The 19,723-nt window shown below is 56.2% G+C and carries 21 protein-coding genes; 17 read left to right on the top strand and 4 right to left on the bottom strand.

What is annotated here, in order from left to right; genetic code table 11:
* The first annotated feature begins 260 nt into the window (after window positions 1-260).
* Together codB and ACEQFP_RS12910 are read left to right on the top strand one after the other, a co-directional pair.
* Complete coding sequence (gene codB, locus ACEQFP_RS12915; protein ID WP_005297483.1) at window positions 261-1,511, top strand: cytosine permease; 1,251 nt, start codon at window positions 261-263, stop codon at window positions 1,509-1,511.
* A complete protein-coding gene (locus ACEQFP_RS12910; protein ID WP_047059021.1) occupies window positions 1,501-2,784 on the top strand; it encodes a cytosine deaminase in 1,284 nt (427 codons plus the stop codon). The genes codB and ACEQFP_RS12910 overlap by 11 nt, the downstream gene beginning before the upstream one ends.
* Before the next feature lie 72 nt (window positions 2,785-2,856).
* On the opposite strand, the gene tsgA is transcribed toward ACEQFP_RS12910, so the two are convergent.
* Window positions 2,857-4,041 (bottom strand): MFS transporter TsgA, encoded by a 1,185-nt coding sequence (gene tsgA, locus ACEQFP_RS12905; RefSeq protein ID WP_370547157.1) that lies wholly within the window; start codon window positions 4,039-4,041, stop codon window positions 2,857-2,859.
* Between the two features lie 419 nt (window positions 4,042-4,460).
* Here tsgA and ppiA point away from each other — a divergent pair, with 419 nt between their 5' ends.
* Window positions 4,461-5,027: a peptidylprolyl isomerase A gene (ppiA, locus tag ACEQFP_RS12900; protein WP_005290440.1), complete on the top strand. Its 567-nt coding sequence runs from the start codon at window positions 4,461-4,463 to the stop codon at window positions 5,025-5,027.
* Window positions 5,028-5,088: 61 nt separating this feature from the next.
* Here the strand turns inward: ppiA and ACEQFP_RS12895 are convergent, their stop codons facing one another.
* The gene (locus tag ACEQFP_RS12895) at window positions 5,089-5,664 is read right to left on the bottom strand and encodes an aminodeoxychorismate synthase component II (RefSeq protein ID WP_005297489.1); all 576 of its coding nucleotides are present in this window, start codon (window positions 5,662-5,664) and stop codon (window positions 5,089-5,091) included.
* Between the two features lie 177 nt (window positions 5,665-5,841).
* On the opposite strand from ACEQFP_RS12895, the gene ACEQFP_RS12890 reads away from it, so the two are divergent.
* Complete coding sequence (locus ACEQFP_RS12890) at window positions 5,842-7,065, top strand: aspartate aminotransferase family protein (RefSeq protein ID WP_005297491.1); 1,224 nt, start codon at window positions 5,842-5,844, stop codon at window positions 7,063-7,065.
* A gap of 14 nt (window positions 7,066-7,079) precedes the next feature.
* On the opposite strand, the gene ACEQFP_RS12885 is transcribed toward ACEQFP_RS12890, so the two are convergent.
* On the bottom strand, window positions 7,080-9,005 hold the full coding sequence (locus ACEQFP_RS12885) for an ABC transporter ATP-binding protein (RefSeq protein ID WP_035600009.1): 1,926 nt from the start codon (window positions 9,003-9,005) through the stop codon (window positions 7,080-7,082).
* 160 nt (window positions 9,006-9,165) lie between these two features.
* Between ACEQFP_RS12885 and kefG the strand changes: the two genes are divergently transcribed.
* The 4 genes from kefG (at window position 9,166) to slyD (ending at window position 12,485) form a co-directional block, all read left to right on the top strand.
* Window positions 9,166-9,726, top strand: coding sequence for a glutathione-regulated potassium-efflux system ancillary protein KefG (gene kefG / locus ACEQFP_RS12880; protein ID WP_005290431.1), 561 nt, complete (start codon window positions 9,166-9,168; stop codon window positions 9,724-9,726).
* On the top strand, window positions 9,716-11,539 hold the full coding sequence (kefB, locus tag ACEQFP_RS12875) for a glutathione-regulated potassium-efflux system protein KefB (protein ID WP_370547158.1): 1,824 nt from the start codon (window positions 9,716-9,718) through the stop codon (window positions 11,537-11,539). Before kefG ends, kefB begins: the two co-directional genes overlap by 11 nt.
* On the top strand, window positions 11,536-11,724 hold the full coding sequence (locus ACEQFP_RS12870; RefSeq protein ID WP_116605601.1) for a YheV family putative zinc ribbon protein: 189 nt from the start codon (window positions 11,536-11,538) through the stop codon (window positions 11,722-11,724). Before kefB ends, ACEQFP_RS12870 begins: the two co-directional genes overlap by 4 nt.
* A 107-nt stretch (window positions 11,725-11,831) precedes the next feature.
* The gene (gene slyD, locus ACEQFP_RS12865; RefSeq protein WP_005290425.1) at window positions 11,832-12,485 is read left to right on the top strand and encodes a peptidylprolyl isomerase; all 654 of its coding nucleotides are present in this window, start codon (window positions 11,832-11,834) and stop codon (window positions 12,483-12,485) included.
* A gap of 63 nt (window positions 12,486-12,548) precedes the next feature.
* Here the strand turns inward: slyD and ACEQFP_RS12860 are convergent, their stop codons facing one another.
* On the bottom strand, window positions 12,549-12,782 hold the full coding sequence (locus tag ACEQFP_RS12860; protein WP_005290423.1) for a SlyX family protein: 234 nt from the start codon (window positions 12,780-12,782) through the stop codon (window positions 12,549-12,551).
* A 287-nt stretch (window positions 12,783-13,069) separates the two neighbouring features.
* On the opposite strand from ACEQFP_RS12860, the gene fkpA reads away from it, so the two are divergent.
* From fkpA to ACEQFP_RS12815, 9 genes are all read left to right on the top strand, one after another.
* A complete protein-coding gene (gene fkpA, locus ACEQFP_RS12855; RefSeq protein WP_005290422.1) occupies window positions 13,070-13,897 on the top strand; it encodes an FKBP-type peptidyl-prolyl cis-trans isomerase in 828 nt (275 codons plus the stop codon).
* A gap of 210 nt (window positions 13,898-14,107) precedes the next feature.
* On the top strand, window positions 14,108-14,824 hold the full coding sequence (locus ACEQFP_RS12850) for a transcriptional regulator (RefSeq protein WP_005290420.1): 717 nt from the start codon (window positions 14,108-14,110) through the stop codon (window positions 14,822-14,824).
* 3 nt (window positions 14,825-14,827) lie between these two features.
* A complete protein-coding gene (gene tusD / locus ACEQFP_RS12845) occupies window positions 14,828-15,202 on the top strand; it encodes a sulfurtransferase complex subunit TusD (protein WP_005290418.1) in 375 nt (124 codons plus the stop codon).
* 17 nt (window positions 15,203-15,219) lie between these two features.
* Window positions 15,220-15,579 carry a sulfurtransferase complex subunit TusC gene (gene tusC / locus ACEQFP_RS12840; protein WP_109611048.1) on the top strand — a complete coding sequence of 120 codons (360 nt, stop codon included), beginning with the start codon at window positions 15,220-15,222 and terminating at the stop codon, window positions 15,577-15,579.
* 17 nt (window positions 15,580-15,596) lie between these two features.
* Window positions 15,597-15,887, top strand: a complete 291-nt coding sequence (gene tusB / locus ACEQFP_RS12835; RefSeq protein ID WP_005290414.1) for a sulfurtransferase complex subunit TusB — start codon at window positions 15,597-15,599, stop codon at window positions 15,885-15,887.
* A gap of 166 nt (window positions 15,888-16,053) precedes the next feature.
* Window positions 16,054-16,428: a 30S ribosomal protein S12 gene (gene rpsL / locus ACEQFP_RS12830; protein ID WP_005297501.1), complete on the top strand. Its 375-nt coding sequence runs from the start codon at window positions 16,054-16,056 to the stop codon at window positions 16,426-16,428.
* Between the two features lie 96 nt (window positions 16,429-16,524).
* Window positions 16,525-16,995, top strand: coding sequence for a 30S ribosomal protein S7 (gene rpsG, locus ACEQFP_RS12825; protein ID WP_005290410.1), 471 nt, complete (start codon window positions 16,525-16,527; stop codon window positions 16,993-16,995).
* A gap of 95 nt (window positions 16,996-17,090) precedes the next feature.
* Window positions 17,091-19,199, top strand: coding sequence for an elongation factor G (gene fusA / locus ACEQFP_RS12820; RefSeq protein WP_005290408.1), 2,109 nt, complete (start codon window positions 17,091-17,093; stop codon window positions 19,197-19,199).
* A gap of 69 nt (window positions 19,200-19,268) precedes the next feature.
* Window positions 19,269-19,723 (top strand): GTP-binding protein (locus ACEQFP_RS12815; protein ID WP_396464347.1); only part of this gene is annotated, 455 nt, incomplete at its 3' end.

Below are 19,723 nucleotides of genomic sequence, written 5' to 3'. Positions count from 1 at the left end.
CGGTGAGCGGAGAATGCGCTGGCGCCATGATCGTGCACGAGTGCGCGTCGCCGCCGGCCAGCCTATGCGAGTAGCTTGCCAGAGAAGTGGGGGATATGCAGTGGTGTCGTTTAAAGAAACGGCCACTCATTGCGCGATCGGTGAGAGGTGAAAGCACGACAGGATAAAAAGGCGGCAAAGAAAACGTTTGCTTTTTTCTGGCAACTCTTTAGAATGCGCCAGATTTTTTTATCCACTGCACAGGGATTAAGGAGGATTGCGTGTCGCAGGATAACAATTACAGTCAGGGGCCGGTCCCCTCATCGGCGCGTAAGGGCGCACTGGCATTAAGTTGTGTCATGCTGGGGCTGACCTTCTTTTCCGCCAGCATGTGGACCGGCGGCACTCTCGGCACCGGACTTGGCTATCACGATTTTCTTCTCGCAGTACTCCTCGGTAATCTCCTCCTCGGTATCTACACTTCCACTCTCGGTTATATCGGCGCAAAAACGGGCCTCACCACACATCTCTTGGCGCGCTTCTCCTTCGGCGTGAAGGGGTCTTGGTTGCCTTCGCTGCTGCTGGGCGGTACACAGGTCGGTTGGTTCGGTGTCGGGGTGGCGATGTTCGCCATTCCGGTCAGTAAGGCGACCGGACTGAATACCGAATGGTTGATCGCGCTCTCTGGGGTGTTGATGACGGTGACCGTATTCTTTGGCATCTCGGCACTGACCATCTTGTCGGTGATCGCGGTGCCGGCCATCGCTCTGCTGGGGGGTTACTCGGTCTGGCTGGCGATTAATGGTATGGGTGGTCTGGATGTGCTGCGTGCGGTGACCCCGACGCAACCGTTAGACTTTAACCTGGCGTTGGCATTGGTGGTGGGCTCCTTTATCAGCGCCGGTACCTTGACTGCGGACTTCGTACGCTTTGGGCGTAATGCTAAGGTGGCGGTGTGGGTGACGATGGTCGCCTTCTTCCTGGGGAACTCGCTGATGTTTGTCTTCGGCGCTACTGGCGCGGCAGCCTTGGGGATGGCGGACATCTCCGACGTGATGATCGCGCAAGGTCTGTTGCTACCGGCCATCGTGGTGCTGGGGTTGAATATCTGGACGACCAACGATAACGCGTTGTATGCCTCTGGTCTGGGGTTCGCCAACATTACCGGACTGTCGAGCAAGCTGCTCTCGGTGGCCAATGGCCTCATCGGTACCTTGTGTGCGCTGTGGTTGTATAACAATTTCGTCGGTTGGCTGACCTTCCTGTCGGCCGCCATCCCACCGATCGGGGGGGTGATCATCGCCGACTACCTGATGCATCGCCATCGCTACCGTGATTTTGCCCGAGCCGAGATGGTGGCGGTAAACTGGAACGCGATCGCTGCGGTGGCCTTGGGCGTCGCCGCCGGTCACGGGCTACCCGGGATCGTGCCATTGAATGCCGTCTTAGGCGGTGCGTTGGGTTATTGCCTGCTGAGTCGCCTGTTCGGACGTCGTCAGCAGCGTGTATTGGAGGTGAGTCATGCAGAATGATCAGTATCAGGCCGTCATCAACGCCCGTCTCCCCGCGCGTGAAGGGTGGTGGCAGATTCGGTTACAGGATGAGCGCATTGCCGCCGTCACGCCGCAGCCGGCATTACGCCCGGCGCAGGCAGGAGAGCTGGATGCGGAGCAGGGGTTGGTGGTACCGCCCTTTGTCGAGCCCCATATTCACCTCGATACCACGCAGACGGCGGGTCAACCGGCCTGGAATCAGTCGGGTACGCTATTTGAAGGTATCGAACGTTGGGCCGAGCGCAAGGCGCAGCTGACGCACGATGATGTCAAACAGCGCGCCTGGCAGACGCTAAAGTGGCAGATTGCTAACGGTATTCAGCATGTGCGCAGCCATGTCGATGTCTCTGACCCAACGCTGACGGCGTTGAAGGCGATGCTGGAGGTGCGGCAAGAGGTGGCGCCCTGGGTCGATCTGCAATTGGTTGCCTTCCCACAGGAGGGGATCCTCTCCTATCCGAATGGTGAGGCGTTGCTCGAGGAGGCGCTGCGTCTCGGTGCCGATGTGGTCGGTGCGATCCCACACTTCGAGTTTACGCGTGAGTATGGCGTGGAGTCGCTGCATAAGGCGTTCGCCCTGGCACAGCGTTACGATCGTCTGGTGGATGTACACTGCGACGAGATCGACGATGAGCAGTCTCGCTTCGTCGAAACCGTGGCGGCGTTGGCGCATCGTGACGGCATGGGTGCGCGCGTGACCGCGAGTCATACCACGGCGATGCACTCCTATAATGGCGCCTATACTTCGCGCCTGTTTCGGCTGTTGAAACTGTCGCAGATTAACTTTGTCGCTAATCCGCTGGTCAATATTCATCTCCAGGGGCGTTTCGACGATTATCCCAAGCGGCGGGGGATCACGCGGGTGAAGGAGATGCTCCAGGCGAAGATCAATGTCTGCTTCGGTCACGATGATGTCTTCGATCCGTGGTATCCGCTGGGAACCGCTAACATGCTGCAGGTGTTGCACATGGGGTTGCATGTCTGCCAGTTAATGGGCTATGGCCAGATCGATGAGGGGCTGGCGCTGATCGGCTCGCACAGTGCGCGTACCCTCAATTTAGCAGGGTATGGTGTGGAGCCGGGCTGCCGTGCCAGTTTATTGGTGCTACCGGCGGAGAGCGGCTTTGACGCCGTGCGTCGTCAGGTTCCGGTACGTTACTCCCTGCGTGATGGACGGCTGATCGCCGAGACGCGTCCGGCGCAGAGCCAGATCTACCTGGCGCAGGCCGAGTGCGTCGACTTCCGCCGTTAATCCAAGGTGTAATCAGACAAAAACGGGGCCTGCATATGCAGGCCCCGTTGCTATCTTGCGAAAGGGATCGCGTTACTTGGTCGCGTGGCCGTGTTGGCGATGCTTGGTGACGAAACCCAGCAGGACACACATGACAAAGACCACGAAGTAGAGGCCATTCGCGGTGGCCAGCGCGGCATGTGCCCCGCTGTGGGCAACGATCGGGCCGGTGACCACGAAGGTCAGCATGGTGCCGATGGTGCCGCAAGTCAGGATAAAGTTCACCAGCTTCGGAGAGGAGACCTTAGTCTGCTGTGAGCCGAGGGTGATCAGCGTGGTGTAGATGGCGCTGCTGACGAAGCCTAATCCCAGGATATACATGCTCAATAGGGCGCCTTGTTGGCTGCTGACGAACATGTACATCATGAAGGTCGAGAGTGCTGCCAGTACCGTGACGATGCGTTGCAAATCGAAGAAACGCAGCACGACGCTGAAGAACCACATGCCGACCATATAGGCGGTCCAGAAGTTACTGACCAGGCCACCGGTCTCTTCGATGCTCATGCCGAAATGTTTAGCGGCATATTCGGGTACCCACTGAATGAAACCAAGCTGGCCGAGGATGTAGCACAGGGCGGCGATGGAGAGGAACAGAACGCCAATTCCCCACTTCTCTTTACTGACCGGCGTCTCGGCATTGGCCGCCTGCTTGCCCAGCTGCGGGAAGTCGGAGCATAGCGTCAGGATAAAGATGGCCAGATACAGTACACCGATGCAGGCATAGACCCAATACCAGGCGACGTGTTGCGCCAAGAGAGTGGCGGCAATGATTGGGAAGACCATCCCGGCCATACTAAAGAAGGAGTCGGTAAACAGTAGACGAGAACCACGCTGACGACCCGTGTAAATATGGGTGATCAGGAAGGTCCCGATGGACATGGTGATCCCGCTGACGACCCCGAGCACAAACATGCAGGCGGAGAAGACTGCCAGGTTATGGCCAACCATCAGACCTGTGATGGCGAGGATCATCAGAATGAAGCCGAAGATCAATTGACGCTTGAGGGGGATGATCTCCATCAGCCAAGCGTTAAGGAAAATAGAAACCAAAATCCCGGTATTGAGGAATGTAAAAGTATTACTCATGCTGGAGATCGGCAGATTGAAATACTCTGCGATATTTCCCATCACCATCCCGGTGACAATCACCAATGCGCCGGTAAGCGCATAGGAGAAGAAACTGATCCATGTTAGGCGAATGCGGTTACTGTCGGTCATAGCAAGGCCTATCTCAGTATAAAAAGAGAAATGTGAATTATTCGTGTGTTGATCGGACAAGAAGGGTCGATTTCACGAAGCGGGCGAATCCTAACATAGCCACAGCTGTTTTTTGTGATATGAATCGATTTTTCAATGCAAAGAAAAAGTTTGTTACTTAAAAAATTGAGATGTAATTGGGTGTCGAGGGTAAAGAGCACGGCGTGTGTGCTGCATGGGCGGAATTTCAGACAGGTACAACTTGCCCTAGGTGAGAATTCGGGTAGGGTGAGGTGGGCGACGGCGTAGCGTCGCCCAGGATAGTCGCCAGGTAAATGTGAGTAAATGGGTGGCTATCGCCCCATGGGCTATTTAGAATCATTACGCTATCCTGTTGTTTTTATGCTTTTGACAAAGCCGGTCAGATAAAGGAAGTTTTCATGTTCAAAAGAATCGTCATTACCCTGGTTACCCTATTCTCGCTGGCCGTGATGGCCCCGGCCGCACTGGCAGCGAATACACGCGTCATGCTGACAACCAGCGCCGGTAACATCGAATTGGAGCTGTATAATCAGAAGGCGCCGGTGACGGTCGACAACTTCCTCGGTTACGTCAACAGCGGTTTCTATAACGGTACTCTCTTTCACCGAGTGATCCCTGGCTTTATGATCCAGGGGGGCGGATTTACTGCGGCGATGCAGCAGAAGCCGACTCAGGCACCGATCAAGAATGAAGCAGATAACGGCTTGCGTAACTTGCGCGGTACCATCGCGATGGCGCGCACTGCCGAGAAGGACAGCGCGACCAGCCAGTTCTTTATCAATGTGGCCGATAATGCCTTCCTCGATCACGGCCAGCGCGACTTTGGTTATGCCGTATTCGGTAAAGTGATCAAAGGGATGGATATCGTCGACAAGATTTCCCAAGTCCGTACCGAAAACGTCGGCCCTTACCAGAATGTTCCGGTGAAACCGATCGTTATCACCTCGGCGGCGGTGATAAAGTGAGCCATGCACGACACCTGTCGTGAGTCACATGATGCACGGGCGCCTAATGGCGCCCGTGGCGTTACTGGCGTAGGAAGTTTTGTAGCAAAGCGTGCCCCTGCTCGCTGAGGATGCTTTCTGGATGGAATTGCACGCCCTCCAGGGCCAGCGAGGTATGGCGGATTCCCATGATCTCATCCCGCCGCCCATCGCGCTCGCTCCAGGCCGTTACCGCCAAGCAGGGGGGAAGGCTCTCCCAGTCTATGATCAGCGAATGATAGCGCGTTACCGTCAGCGGGTTATTTAAGCCCTGGAAGACGCCTTGATTGTCATGGCGGATGACGCTGGTCTTACCATGCATCACCTGACGTGCGCGTATCACCCGTGCCCCGAATACCTGCCCCAGCGCCTGGTGCCCCAGGCAGACGCCCAATACCGGTACCCGTCCCGCGAGATGACCAATGGCGGCCAAGGAGATCCCCGCCTCATCGGGGGTACCCGGTCCGGGCGAGATCACCACATGCGATGGCGCCAAGGCGTCAATCTGCGCCAGCGTTAATTCATCGTTACGTTTGACCAAGACCTCGGCATCGAGCTGGCAAAAGTATTGATACAGGTTGTAGGTAAACGAGTCGTAGTTGTCGATCAACAGTAGCATGGCGTGGCACGGGATTAACGAGAAAGGGAGATGATAAAGCATACGCAGGGGAAATTCAGCCCAGCATACCGTTCGGCGTGATACGCCGAGAATTTGATTGACACCGCATGATTTATTATGCGTATATCTTGCATATAAAATCAAATTGTTGGGATGGGATTGGTGGGGGACGGGAGAATGGCGCAGCAGAGCGGAGTGGTTAGGGCGGATTTTGAGCGGACGATGTTACCGGTTTATGCACCGGCAGACTTTATTCCGGTGCGTGGAGAGGGAAGCCGAGTCTGGGATCAGCAGGGGCGCGATTACATCGACTTTGCTGGCGGGATCGCGGTGACGGCCTTGGGGCATTGTCATCCGGCGTTGATGGCCGCACTCCAGGAGCAGGGCAGCCGTTTATGGCATACCAGCAATGTATTCACTAACGAACCTGCGTTGCGTCTGGCGCAGAAGCTGATCGCGGCGACCTTTGCCGAGCGAGTATTCTTCGCGAATTCCGGCGCAGAGGCCAATGAGGCGGCGCTGAAGCTGGCTCGTCATCACGCGGCGACGCGCATCAGTCCCTATAAGAGCCAGATCATCGCCTTCAATCAGAGCTTCCATGGGCGTACGCTATTTACCGTCTCGGTGGGTGGGCAGGCCAAATATTCCGAGGGTTTTGGCCCGAAGCCAGCGGATATCGTCCACGTCCCCTTCAACGATCTGGCCGCGGTTGAGGCGTTGATCGGTGAGCAGACCTGTGCGGTGATCGTCGAGCCGATCCAGGGGGAGGGCGGTGTATTGCCCGCGACAGCGGCATTCTTGCATGGTCTGCGTGCGTTGTGTGACCGTCATCAGGCATTGCTGATCTTCGACGAGGTACAGAGCGGTATGGGACGCAGTGGCGCCCTTTTCAGCTATATGCACTACGGCGTGACGCCGGATATCCTGACCAGTGCGAAGGCGTTGGGGGGCGGCTTCCCCATCAGCGCTATGTTGACCCGCGAGGCGATCGCCTCGGCGATGACGGTCGGCAGCCATGGCACCACCTACGGTGGTAATCCGCTAGCGTGCGCGGTGGCCGAGGCGGCCTTCGACATCATTAGTCAGCCTGCGGTGCTGGCCGGGGTCGCGCAGCGCCGACAGCTATTTGAACGTCATCTCCAGGCGTTGAATCAACGCTATGGCGTGTTTGGTGAGATCCGTGGCCAAGGATTACTGCTGGGGGCCGCGTTGGCGCCCGCCTACCAGGGGCGCGCCAGGGATATCCTGAACGCGGCGACACAACAGGGGGTGATGTTGCTGAATGCCGGGCCAGATACACTCCGTTTTACTCCCTCGTTATTAATCCCCGAAGCGGAGATCGATGAGGGCATGGCCCGCCTGGGGCGGGCGCTGGCTAGCGTGGTACCCGCGGCGGCCTGAGGCCGCCCTTGGGGTTACGGGGCATCGTTAAATGCGCGGGTCATCTCTTCCAGTTGCTCCTGCGCGTCGAGCCAACAGAGTTCGGCCTCCTCCAAGCCGGCCTTGGCCTGACTTTGTCGCTGTAGGATCTCGTTTAACTCCCCCTTCCGGGCAGGGTCGTACAGCGCGCTGTCGGACAGACGCTCCTCCAGTTCGCTCAGTTGGGCGGCGAACGTCTCCATCCGCTTCTCTTGGGCGGTGATCTGCTTGCGTAGCGGCTGTGTTTGGCTACGGAACTCGGCCTCGCGCCGCTTCTGATCCTTACGCGCCTGAGCACTATTGACCGCTAGCCCACCTTCTTGCTCTGTTGTCGAGCTCTGGTTCTCTTGCCGTTGCCACTCGCTCAACCACTGCTGGTAATCTTCGAGGTCACCGGCGAAGGGTTCGACCTGACCATCGTGCACCAGATAGAGGTCGTCGGTGGTCGAACGTAACAGGTGGCGATCGTGCGAGACCACGACCAGCGCGCCTTCGAAGTCGATCAATGCTTCGGTCAGCGCCTGACGCATATCCAGATCCAGGTGGTTGGTCGGCTCGTCGAGCAGCAGTAGGTTGGGACGCTGCCAGACGATCAGTGCCAGCACCAGGCGCGCTTTCTCCCCACCGGAGAAACGCTGTGTCGCCTCCCCGACCTTATCGCCGTTGAAGCCAAAGCCGCCCAAGTAGTCTCGTAACTGTTGTTCGCTCTCCTGTGGCGCCAGACGGGCCAAATGTTGTAATGGCGACTCATCGGCGCGCAGGTATTCCAGCTGATGCTGGGCGAAGTAGCCCAGGCGTACGCCCTTCGCCAGGCCAACCTCACCATGCTGAGGGGCCAATTCACCGGCCAGCAGTTTGATTAACGTCGACTTACCGGCCCCGTTACGCCCCAACAAGCCAATGCGTGAGCCGGGAACCAGATTGAGTTTGATCGAGGCGAGTACCGTGTGGTCACCGTATCCCGCGCTGACCTGCTCCATACGCAGCAGTGGCGTCGGTAGGCTTTCCGGCGGGCGGAAGCTGAAGTGGAAGGGGTTGTCGACATGGGCGGGCGCGATGCGCTCCATCCGTTCGAGCATCTTCACGCGGCTCTGTGCCTGCTTGGCCTTGCTGGCCTTTGCCTTAAAGCGGTCGATATAACCCTGGAGATGGGCGATGCGTTGCTGTTGGCTCTGATACATCGCCTGCTGCTGCGCCAGCTTGCTGGCACGCTGTAGCTCGAAAGAGGAGTAGTTGCCGCTATACTCAAACAATTGTTGTTGCTCAATATGGATGATCTTGTCCACGATCGGGTCGAGGAAGTCGCGGTCATGAGAGATCAGGATCAGCGTCCCGGGGTAGCTTTTTAACCAGCGCTCTAGCCAGATCACCGCATCCAGATCCAGGTGGTTGGTCGGTTCATCCAGCAGTAACAGATCGGAGCGGCACAACAGGGCTTGCGCTAGGTTAAGGCGCATGCGCCAGCCGCCGGAGAAGGATTTGACCGGTTGCAGCAGTTGCTCCTGGCTGAAGCCGAGTCCATGCAACAGGCTGGAGGCGCGGGCACGAATGGTCCAGGCGGCGATCGCATCCAGCTTGCCGTGGATCAGGGCGATGGCGTTACCGTCGTTGCGCAGGTTGGCCTCTTCGAGCTGGCGCTCCAATTGGCGGAACTCCCGATCGCCATCGAGGACATACTCCAGTGCCGGCGTCTCCAGGGCTGGTGTCTCCTGGTTAACCCAGGCCATCGCCCAGTTTGCCGGGAGGTTTGCGCTGCCACCGTCGGCGCTCAACTCCTGCTTTAACAGCGCCAGTAGCGTTGATTTCCCACAGCCATTCTTCCCGACCAGGCCTACCTTCTGGCCGGGGTTGATCGTTGCCGAGGCGTTATCCAGCAGCACGCGTGTGCCGCGACGAATTTGTAGCGATGAGAAAACAATCATAAAGCGTCGTCTATTGAGTGTGTGTTAAATTGGCGTTGTGGCGACGTAAATAACGCGGCGAGGTAACGGCGATATGCGGCGCTATTCTGTCTTTCTGGGTCGCATGGTAGCCGAAAAGTCCGGCAATGACGACGTTCTGAGGTAGTGAGGAGAATGAACCATGTCGCAGCCGCCGAAGGTGTTGCTGATTTATGCCCACCCCGAGTCACCGTCCTCCATTGCCAATCAGGTGTTGTTACAGGCCGCTCGGCCGTTGGAAAACGTGACCATCCACGATCTATACGCCCAGTATCCAGACTTCTTTATCGATATTTATCATGAGCAAAGTCTGTTGCGAGAGCATCAGGTCATCGTGTTTCAGCACCCCTTATATAATTACAGTTGTCCCGCCTTGCTGAAGGAGTGGCTGGATCGCGTCTTAGCGCGCGGCTTTGCCAGTGGGGTAGGGGGATACGCCCTACGTGATAAATATTGGCGCTCGGTGGTGACAACCGGCGAACCCGAGGGAGCTTACCAGGTGGCAGGCTACAACCATTACACCATGCGTGAAGTGTTGCGCCCATTCGAATTGACGGCGTTGCGTTGCCATATGCACTGGTTGGCACCCTTGACCATCTATTGGGCCCGTCGCCAGAAGATGGCGGTGTTGCACGCCCAGGCACAGGCATATGCCGACTGGCTGGCGGCCCCCTTATCGATAGGAGGGCGCGATGCCGTCTGATCCCTCTTTACTGCCAGCGGTGGTGCTGTTTCTGTTTGCCGCCGTGCTGGCGGTACCGATCGCGCGTCGTCTCGGCATCGGTGCGGTACTCGGCTTTCTGATCGCCGGTATCGTCATCGGGCCGTGGGGGATTGGCTTGATCCGCGATGTGGAGGAGATCCTGCACTTCTCTGAGATGGGGGTGGTCTTCCTATTATTCATCATCGGGCTGGAATTGAATCCCGCTAAGCTCTGGCGCTTGCGGCGCTTGATCTTCGGTACGGGTACCGCCCAGTTACTGTTGAGCGCATTGCTGCTCGGTGGGCTACTGATAGCCACCGGTTTCGCCTGGCAGGCGGCGGTCATCGGCGGAATCGGTCTGGCCATGTCGTCGACGGCGATGGCACTCCAGATAATGCGAGAAAAGGGGATGAACCGTAACCCGGGCGGACGTCTCGGATTCGCGGTGCTGTTGTTCCAGGATATCGCGGTGGTACCGGCGCTGGCATTGATGCCGATCCTGGCCGGAGGCGAAGATCAGGCGATCAACTGGGGTCATATCGCGCTGAAGATCGGTGCGCTGGCGGGGATTTGGGTCGGTGGCCGCCTGTTGCTGCGTCCGCTGTTTCACTATATCGCGGCGACCGGGGTAAGGGAGATTTTTACCGCCGCCGCCCTTCTGGTGGTGTTGGGCTCGGCGCTATTGATGGATGCCTTGGGTTTCTCTATGGCGTTGGGTACCTTCATCGCCGGGGTATTACTTGCGGAGAGTGAGTTTCAGCATGAGCTGGAGATCGCCATCGAACCCTTCAAGGGGTTGTTGTTAGGGTTGTTCTTCATGTCGGTGGGGATGGCGCTCAATCTGGGCGTATTGTACGCCTATTGGCAATCGATCCTGTTGGCGGTGGCGGCGCTGGTGGTGATAAAGAGCATGGTGCTGTATCTGCTTGCCTGGTTGTCGGGGGTGCGTAGCGTCGTTCGTCTTCAGTTTGCGGCGGTGTTGAGTCAAGGGGGGGAGTTCGCCTTCGTGTTGTTTTCTGCCGCCGCGGCACAGCGGGTGCTGAGTGCGGAGCAGAGCGCCTTGCTGCTGGTGGTGGTGACACTCTCGATGATGACCACGCCACCGTTGATGCAGTTGCTTGACCGCCTGTTGGCGCAGCGCTTGAATCCGCCGGAAGAGAGTACGGAGGCGCCCTATGTGGCCGATGATGAACCCCAGGTGATCTTGGTCGGTTTTGGCCGCTTTGGTCAGGTGATCGGGCGGCTGTTGATGGCGAATCAGACGCGGGTCACCGTGCTAGAGCGCGATGTCAGCGTGGTCAGCATGATGCGTCGCTACGGCTATAAGGTGTATTACGGCGATGCGACGCAGTTGGACTTGTTACAGGCGGCCGGGGCGCAACGGGCAGAGGCCATCGTCATCACCTGCAATGAACCGGAAGAGACCATGGCGGTGGTACATCTCTGTCAACAGCACTTTCCACATCTGCGCATCTTGGCGCGCGCGCGTGGGCGGGTCGAGGCGCATGAGTTGTTACAGGCGGGCGTGAGCCAGTTTACGCGCGAGACCTTCTCCAGCGCTTTGGAGTTGGGGCGCAAGACGTTGGTTGAGACGGGAATGCATCCGCATCAAGCTTATCGTGCTCAGCAACATTTTCGCCGTTTGGATATGCGTATGCTGCGTGAGCTGATGCCACATCGTCAGGGGGATGTGGCGCAGATCTCGCGTATTCGTGAGGCGCGGCGTGAGTTGGAGGAGATCTTCCAGCGCGAGATGCAGCATGAGCAGCTCCAGATGAATGATTGGGATGAGGAGAGGAAGGAGGAGAAATGAAGCGACGTTTTATCGCCGGGGCGCGTTGTCCGGCCTGTCATGCCATGGATAGCTTGGCGCTATGGCGCGATGCTCAGGGCGAGCAGGTGCAGTGTGTGCGTTGTGGTCATCGGCTGACTTCACCCACTTTGCCATCGGAGGATCCCCTGGCGTCGGAACAGTTGATTGGGCGTTTTAAGCCTTAGGGGAGGAAACGGGTGCGGTAGCGCAGCTTTTTTCATCCCGAACAGTACAGTAGCGCGAAATTCCGCTACAATCCGCACGGATTACGTTTCAAACGCTAGGAGATATCATGAAAGTAGCTAAAGACCTGGTGGTCAGTCTGGCCTATCAGGTGCGTACGGAAGACGGGGTGTTGGTTGATGAGTCTCCGGTGTCTGCACCGCTGGACTACCTGCACGGCCATGGCTCTCTGATTGCCGGTCTGGAGAAAGCCTTGGAAGGACACGATGTCGGCGATCGTTTCGACGTGCATGTTCCGGCCAACGATGCCTATGGTCAGTACGATGACAACCTGGTACAGCGCGTACCGAAGGATGTCTTTATGGGTGTCGATGAGCTGCAGGTTGGCATGCGTTTCCTGGCGGAAACCGATCAGGGCCCGGTACCGGTTGAAATCACCGAAGTGGGCGATGACTATGTCGTGGTTGACGGTAACCACATGCTGGCGGGTCAGAACCTGAACTTCAACGTCGAAGTCGTCGCCATTCGTGAAGCGACCGCTGAAGAGCTGGAGCACGGTCATGTGCATGGCGCGCACGATCATGGTGAAGGCTGCTGCGGCGGTCATGGCCACGGTGAAGGCGAGTGCTGTGGCGGCCACGGTCATAGCCACGGTGAGGGCGAGTGCTGTGGTGGCCATGAGCACGACCATGATCATGCCGAGGGCGAATGCTGCGGTGGTCAGGGTAAAGGCAAAGGCCACGGCGGTTGCGGTTGCCACTGAGTGGTTAATGCGTGAAAAAAGCGGTCATATGACCGCTTTTTTTATTGCCTCATCTCGCCGCACTTAGTAGTGAGGTGGTGGCGTCTCTTCGGAAGGGTGTGCCATTTGCGAGGGTTGTACGGTGCGAAACTTGTCGATCAGGAGACGCATTTGCTCGCGATATTTTCCCATCTCACGCTGTAGATCGATCACCGTCTGGTTGAGATCCTCAATGGTGATCTCCTGGAAGGCAATCCGACTTTCCAGCTGTTCCAGACGGGCCTCCAGTTCACTCAGGCCATGGGACGATGATTCCATAAGAAATTCCTCTATTTTTAGATTATTGCATTGGCGATATTTCTTTATTACAGCGGATGGCGCGGCTATCCGAGAGGTATGGTAGCGCGAATCGACCTGTGCTGCGTAGCCGTTAGCGTCGAAGATCCTCCGCTGGAAACTTTTTTACGCAATCCTGGTCTGAATTTACATTGTTTGCTCGCTTTGCGATTGTTTTCTGGTAAGCGTGGCGACTATAGTAACTCAGGACATATCCCTAACTGTGCTCATCGTGATTTAAGGCAAGTGCCTTAATTTTGGAGAAATGGATGAAATCTTTTTTTAAAGTTACCGCGCTAGCCACGACGATGGCTCTGGCGCTGAATGCCTCGGCATTTGCAGCGGACGCAGCCAAGGCTGATACGGCCGCTCCGGCTGCCGCAGCCAGCAGCAAGTTCAAAAATGACGATCAGCAGGCGGCCTATGCACTGGGGGCTTCTCTGGGGCGTTATATGGATAACTCTCTGAAGGAGCAGGAGAAGCTGGGGATTAAACTGGATAAAGATCAGTTGATTGCCGGTGTTCAAGACGCTTTTGCAGGCAAGAGCAAGCTGAGCGATCAAGAGATCGAGCAGACGTTGCAGTCGTTCGAGAACCGCGTGAAGAGCGCTGCACAGGCGAAGATGGAGCAGGAAGCAAAAGAAAATGCTGAAGCGGGTCAGAAGTTCCGTACCGCTTTTGCTAAAGAGAAGGGCGTGAAGACCACGGCCAGCGGGTTGATGTATCTGGTCGAGAAAGAAGGCTCAGGCCCGACACCGACGGATAGCGACACCGTGGTGGTGAACTATAAGGGTTCGCTGATCAATGGTACCGAGTTCGATAACTCCTACACGCGCGGCGAGCCGCTCTCCTTCCGTCTGGATGGGGTGATCCCGGGGTGGACTGAAGGCCTGAAGCACATCAAGAAAGGCGGCAAGATCAAGCTGGTTATCCCACCGGATCTGGCTTACGGCAAGACCGGTGTCCCGGGGATCCCGGCTAACTCTACGCTGGTGTTCCAAGTCGAACTGCTGGACGTGAAGCCGGCAGCAAAGGCTGATGCTGCACCGAGCGCAGCGGAGAAAGCCGCTACCGGTAACGAAAAAAGCGCGAAATAAGTCGTTTTTTCACACATGCAACCCCCTGATGGCTTTGCCCTCAGGGGTTTTTTCTTGCCTGTTGGCTAGCCGAACGAGTGAAAAAGACATTTACCTTGGTGTCATCAAGGATTTAAATAGATGGAGTTTGCTAATATTTTTTAAGAATTACTGTATTTTTTCTGGGCCAGTCAGGGATGGGCGAGTCTGGTTCGTGGATGGGAGTAGTTAATGTCAAATACGCTTGTTACGGCTGATATCAGTGAGCTGGATCTATTAGATGAACGCCCCTTTACCCCGCTGGATCAGGCGATCCTAAAATCGTATGAGGCGGTGGTGGATGGTTTGGCCATGCTGATCGGCCCGCATTGTGAGATCGTCCTGCATTCCCTGGAGGATCTAAAGTGCTCGGCGGTACGTATCGCTAATGGCGAGCATACGGGGCGAAAAATCGGCTCTCCGATTACCGATTTGGCATTGCGGATGTTGCACGATATGGCCGGTGAAGACAGCAGTGTCTCCCGTGCGTATTTCACCCGCGCCAAGAGTGGCGATCTGATGAAGTCGGTCACTATTGCTATCCGCAATCGTGAGCAGCGAGTGATCGGCCTGCTGTGCATCAACATGAATCTGGATGTGCCTTTCTCTCAGATAATGGAGACCTTTATTCCGAAAGCAACGCAGGAGGTCTCTTCGGCGGTGAACTTCGCTTCCTCGGTCGATGAACTGGTGGCGCAGACATTGGAGTACACCATCGAAGAGGTTAACGCCGATCGGACGGTCTCGAACAATGCGAAAAATCGCCAGATCGTGTTTAACCTACATGAAAAGGGAATTTTCGATATTAAGGATGCCATCAATCAGGTGGCGGACCGTCTGAATATTTCGAAACATACGGTCTATCTCTATATCCGCCAGTTTAAGAACGGCGACGTGCAGGGTAACTAAGCGATGTTGCGTTATGCTCTGGTAGTGAATGGCGCACCCTATGGCACCCAGGCGGCTAGTAGTGCCTATCAGTTCGCGTGTGCACTGCTGGCAGCGGGGCATGTGTTGGACAGCATCTTCTTTTATCGTGAAGGGGTGCTGAATGCCAATCAGCTGACGCAGCCCGCTGGTGATGAGTTCGATTTGGTGCGTGCCTGGCAAGCATTGGCGCAGCAGCATGATGTCACGCTTAATGTCTGTGTCGCGGCGGCGTTGCGTCGTGGCGTGTCGGCGGGTGAGGGGGCGGCGGTGGGGAATCTGCAGCCTGGCTTCGCCTTGAGCGGCCTCGGTGCGCTGGCCGAGGCGATGTTGACCTGTGATCGCGTCATGCAGTTTTAGGAGGGCGGAGTAACAAGATGAGAAGGTTAGCCTTTGTTTTTACCCATGCCCCCCATACGACGAGTGCGGGCCGCGAAGGGTTAGATGCCTTGTTAGCCACCTCCGCGTTTAGCGACGATATTGCGGTGTTTTTTATCGGTGATGGGGTCTTCCAATTGCTGCCTGAGCAACGTCCCGATGCGATCTTGGCGCGTGATTATATCGCCACCTTTGGCGTGATGAGCCTCTATGATATCGAGCAAATCTATCTGTGTGCCGAGTCGTTGGCGCAGCGCGGCTTAGATGCCACGATCCCTTGGGTCGTTCCTGCCGCGGTCTTATCGGCGGATGATCTACGCACGCATCTCGATGCGTGTGACACGATCCTGACCTTTTAATCCAGGAGACTACGCTTATGTTACATACTCTGAGCCGCTCTCCGCAGGGCGGGGCCGATCTGGCGACATTGAGCGCCTTGGTCCGTCCCGGGGATGCGCTGGTCTTATTGCAGGATGGTGTACTGTGTGCGCTTGATGGGACGGCGGCGTTGGCAACCTTACGCGCCTTGCCGGTAACGCTGCATCTGCTGCAGGCCGACGTTCAGGCGCGTGGGTTGGCGGCATACCTCGCCCCGGAGAGTGTGTTGATCGACTATACGCAGTTCGTCGCCCTGAGCGCCGCGCATCCTCGTCAGATGGCGTGGTAAGCGAGCTTATCCTGCTCGCGTGCAGCGAATATCTTGTATATTTCTTGACACCCTCCCGCCTCAGCCATAAAATTCTGCGTCCCCATATTTTGCCATTGGTCTATCCAGTGAGCAGTATGGGGCGATTTATTACGTGTTTACGAAAAGCAAAAACCAGGAGCTTTTGATGGCAACTATCAACCAGCTGGTTCGCAAGCCACGCGCTAAGAAAGTTGAGAAAAGCAACGTTCCCGCGCTGGAAGCCTGCCCGCAGAAACGTGGTGTATGTACCCGTGTATATACCACCACTCCGAAAAAACCGAACTCCGCACTGCGTAAAGTATGCCGTGTTCGTCTGACCAACGGTTTTGAAGTGACTTCCTACATCGGTGGTGAAGGTCACAACCTGCAGGAGCACTCCGTGATCCTGATCCGTGGTGGTCGTGTTAAAGACCTGCCGGGTGTGCGTTATCACACCGTGCGCGGTGCTCTTGACTGCTCCGGTGTTAAAGACCGTAAGCAGGCGCGTTCTAAGTACGGCGTTAAGCGTCCTAAGGCTTAATGGTTCTCCGTTAAGTAAGGCCAAACGTTTTAACTTTAATGTCAAAATAAACTCGTAGAGTTTTGGACAATCCTGAATTCACAACGGAGTATTTCCATGCCACGTCGTCGCGTAATTGGTCAGCGTAAAATTCTGCCGGATCCGAAGTTCGGATCAGAACTGCTGGCTAAATTTGTTAACATCCTGATGGTAGATGGTAAAAAATCTACTGCAGAATCAATCGTATACAGCGCGCTGGAGACCCTGGCTCAGCGCTCTGGCAAAACTGAACTGGAAGCTTTCGAGATCGCTCTCGAAAACGTGCGCCCGACCGTCGAAGTTAAGTCTCGTCGCGTTGGTGGCTCCACCTACCAGGTTCCGGTTGAAGTTCGTCCGGTCCGTCGTAATGCCCTGGCAATGCGTTGGATCGTAGAAGCTGCTCGTAAACGCGGTGATAAATCCATGGCTCTGCGTCTGGCGAACGAACTTTCTGACGCTGCAGAAAACAAAGGCACTGCAGTTAAGAAACGTGAAGACGTTCACCGTATGGCAGAAGCCAACAAGGCGTTCGCTCACTACCGTTGGTAATATCATCGGTATGTTAGTCACCAAGCGGGCGCTTAAGCTTAAGCCGCCCGCTTTGGGTAACTTAACTTGAACGCCCTAGGATATAGAGGAATCAAATGGCTCGTACAACACCCATTTCGCGTTACCGTAACATCGGTATCAGCGCTCACATCGACGCCGGTAAGACCACTACTACCGAACGTATCCTGTTCTACACCGGTGTAAACCATAAGATCGGTGAAGTTCATGATGGTGCTGCCACCATGGACTGGATGGAGCAGGAGCAGGAGCGTGGTATCACCATTACCTCCGCTGCGACCACCGCTTTCTGGTCTGGCATGGCCAAACAGTTTGAGCCGCACCGTATCAACATCATCGATACCCCGGGGCACGTTGACTTCACCATCGAAGTAGAACGTTCCATGCGTGTACTGGATGGTGCGGTCATGGTTTACTGCGCCGTTGGTGGTGTTCAGCCGCAGTCTGAAACCGTATGGCGTCAGGCCAACAAGTATCATGTTCCGCGCATCGCGTTCGTTAACAAAATGGACCGCATGGGTGCGAACTTCCTGAAAGTTGTTAACCAGATCAAAACCCGTCTGGGTGCTAACCCGGTTCCGTTGCAGTTGGCAATCGGTGCTGAAGAAGCCTTCACCGGTGTTGTTGACCTGGTTAAAATGAAAGCCATCAACTGGAACGAAGCCGATCAGGGCGTGACCTTCACCTATGAAGACATCCCGGCTGACATGGTTGAACTGGCTAACGAATGGCACCAGTTCCTGGTTGAGTCCGCAGCAGAAGCGTCTGAAGAGCTGATGGACAAGTACCTGGGCGGTGAAACGCTGTCTGAAGAAGAGATCAAACATGCTCTGCGTCAGCGCGTACTGAACAACGAAATCATCCTGGTTACTTGTGGCTCCGCGTTCAAGAACAAGGGCGTACAGGCAATGCTGGATGCTGTCATCGAGTACCTGCCGTCACCGACCGATGTTCCGGCGATCAAAGGTATCCTGGACGACGGTAAAGATACCCCGGCTGAGCGTCACTCTGACGACAACGAGCCGTTCGCGGCGCTGGCGTTCAAAATCGCCACCGACCCGTTCGTGGGTAACCTGACCTTCTTCCGCGTATACTCCGGTGTGGTTAACTCTGGTGATACCGTACTGAACTCCGTGAAGTCTGCACGTGAGCGTTTCGGCCGTATCGTTCAGATGCACGCCAACAAGCGTGAAGAGATCAAAGAAGTTCGCGCGGGCGACATCGCCGCGGCAATCGGTCTGAAGGATGTCACCACCGGTGATACCCTGTGTGATCCGAACGCGCCGATCATCCTGGAGCGTATGGAATTCCCTGAGCCGGTAATCTCCATCGCCGTTGAGCCGAAAACCAAGGCTGACCAGGAGAAAATGGGCCTGGCACTGGGCCGTCTGGCTAAGGAAGACCCGTCTTTCCGCGTACGCACTGACGAAGAATCCAACCAGACCATCATCTCCGGTATGGGTGAATTGCACCTGGAAATCATCGTTGACCGTATGAAGCGCGAGTTCAACGTTGAAGCTAACGTCGGCAAACCGCAGGTTGCCTACCGTGAAACCATCCGTGAGACTGTCAAGGATGTGGAAGGTAAGCACGCCAAACAGTCTGGTGGTCGCGGTCAGTACGGCCATGTCGTTATCGACATGTTCCCGCTGGAGCCGGGTGGCGAAGGTTACACCTTCACCAACGACATCAAGGGCGGCGTAATCCCGGGTGAATATATCCCGGCGGTTGACAAAGGTATCCAGGAGCAGCTGAAGTCTGGTCCGATGGCCGGTTATCCGGTAGTTGACCTGGGCGTGCGTCTGCACTTCGGTTCTTACCACGACGTTGACTCCTCTGAACTGGCGTTCAAACTGGCTGCCTCTATCGCGTTTAAAGAAGCCTTCAAACGCGCTAAGCCGGTTCTGCTTGAGCCGATCATGAAGGTTGAAGTAGAGACTCCGGAAGATTACATGGGCGACGTTATCGGTGACTTGAACCGTCGTCGCGGCATGATCGAAGGTATGGAAGATACTGCGACTGGCAAGACTGTTCGTGCGCAGGTTCCGTTGTCTGAAATGTTTGGTTATGCTACTGACCTGCGTTCTCAGACCCAGGGCCGTGCTTCATACTCCATGGAGTTCCTGAAGTATGCTGAAGCACCGACTAACGTCGCTCAGGCCGTTATTGAAGCACGTGGCAAATAAGCCTCTGCTTTAAACATATTGATCCCGCGCCCTCTCCTTAGGTGAGGGCGCAAGATAAGGAATATAACCGTGTCTAAAGAAAAATTTGAACGTTCTAAACCGCACGTTAACGTCGGTACTATCGGCCACGTTGACCACGGTAAAACTACCCTGACCGCTGCTATCACCACCGTACTGGCTAAGACCTACGGCGGTAGCGCTCGCGCATTCGACCAGATCGATAACGCGCCGGAAGAAAAGGCTCGTGGTATCACCATCAACACCTCTCACGTTGAATACGACACCCCGACCCGTCACTACGCTCACGTAGACTGCCCGGGGCACGCCGACTACGTTAAGAACATGATCACCGGTGCTGCGCAGATGGACGGCGCGATCCTGGTTGTTGCTGCGACTGACGGCCCGATGCCGCAGACCCGTGAGCACATCCTGCTGGGTCGCCAGGTTGGCGTTCCGTACATCATCGTGTTCCTGAACAAGTGCGACATGGTTGATGACGAAGAGCTGCTGGAACTGGTTGAGAT

Source organism: Edwardsiella sp. A.80236, assembly GCF_044540725.1.
Taxonomy (GTDB): Bacteria; Pseudomonadota; Gammaproteobacteria; order Enterobacterales; family Enterobacteriaceae; genus Edwardsiella; species Edwardsiella tarda.
This window is presented reverse-complemented; position numbering and strand designations above follow the sequence as displayed.

Coding starts and splice junctions, on each gene's coding strand:
- ACEQFP_RS12910 (WP_047059021.1), top strand. CDS start 1,501: ATGCAGAATGATCAGTATCAGGCCGTCATCAACGCCCGTCTCCCCGCG.
- tsgA (WP_370547157.1), bottom strand. CDS start 4,041: ATGACCGACAGTAACCGCATTCGCCTAACATGGATCAGTTTCTTCTCC.
- ppiA (WP_005290440.1), top strand. CDS start 4,461: ATGTTCAAAAGAATCGTCATTACCCTGGTTACCCTATTCTCGCTGGCC.
- ACEQFP_RS12895 (WP_005297489.1), bottom strand. CDS start 5,664: ATGCTACTGTTGATCGACAACTACGACTCGTTTACCTACAACCTGTAT.
- ACEQFP_RS12890 (WP_005297491.1), top strand. CDS start 5,842: ATGGCGCAGCAGAGCGGAGTGGTTAGGGCGGATTTTGAGCGGACGATG.
- ACEQFP_RS12885 (WP_035600009.1), bottom strand. CDS start 9,005: ATGATTGTTTTCTCATCGCTACAAATTCGTCGCGGCACACGCGTGCTG.
- kefG (WP_005290431.1), top strand. CDS start 9,166: ATGTCGCAGCCGCCGAAGGTGTTGCTGATTTATGCCCACCCCGAGTCA.
- kefB (WP_370547158.1), top strand. CDS start 9,716: ATGCCGTCTGATCCCTCTTTACTGCCAGCGGTGGTGCTGTTTCTGTTT.
- ACEQFP_RS12870 (WP_116605601.1), top strand. CDS start 11,536: ATGAAGCGACGTTTTATCGCCGGGGCGCGTTGTCCGGCCTGTCATGCC.
- slyD (WP_005290425.1), top strand. CDS start 11,832: ATGAAAGTAGCTAAAGACCTGGTGGTCAGTCTGGCCTATCAGGTGCGT.
- ACEQFP_RS12860 (WP_005290423.1), bottom strand. CDS start 12,782: ATGGAATCATCGTCCCATGGCCTGAGTGAACTGGAGGCCCGTCTGGAA.
- fkpA (WP_005290422.1), top strand. CDS start 13,070: ATGAAATCTTTTTTTAAAGTTACCGCGCTAGCCACGACGATGGCTCTG.
- ACEQFP_RS12850 (WP_005290420.1), top strand. CDS start 14,108: ATGTCAAATACGCTTGTTACGGCTGATATCAGTGAGCTGGATCTATTA.
- tusD (WP_005290418.1), top strand. CDS start 14,828: ATGTTGCGTTATGCTCTGGTAGTGAATGGCGCACCCTATGGCACCCAG.
- tusC (WP_109611048.1), top strand. CDS start 15,220: ATGAGAAGGTTAGCCTTTGTTTTTACCCATGCCCCCCATACGACGAGT.
- tusB (WP_005290414.1), top strand. CDS start 15,597: ATGTTACATACTCTGAGCCGCTCTCCGCAGGGCGGGGCCGATCTGGCG.
- rpsL (WP_005297501.1), top strand. CDS start 16,054: ATGGCAACTATCAACCAGCTGGTTCGCAAGCCACGCGCTAAGAAAGTT.
- rpsG (WP_005290410.1), top strand. CDS start 16,525: ATGCCACGTCGTCGCGTAATTGGTCAGCGTAAAATTCTGCCGGATCCG.
- fusA (WP_005290408.1), top strand. CDS start 17,091: ATGGCTCGTACAACACCCATTTCGCGTTACCGTAACATCGGTATCAGC.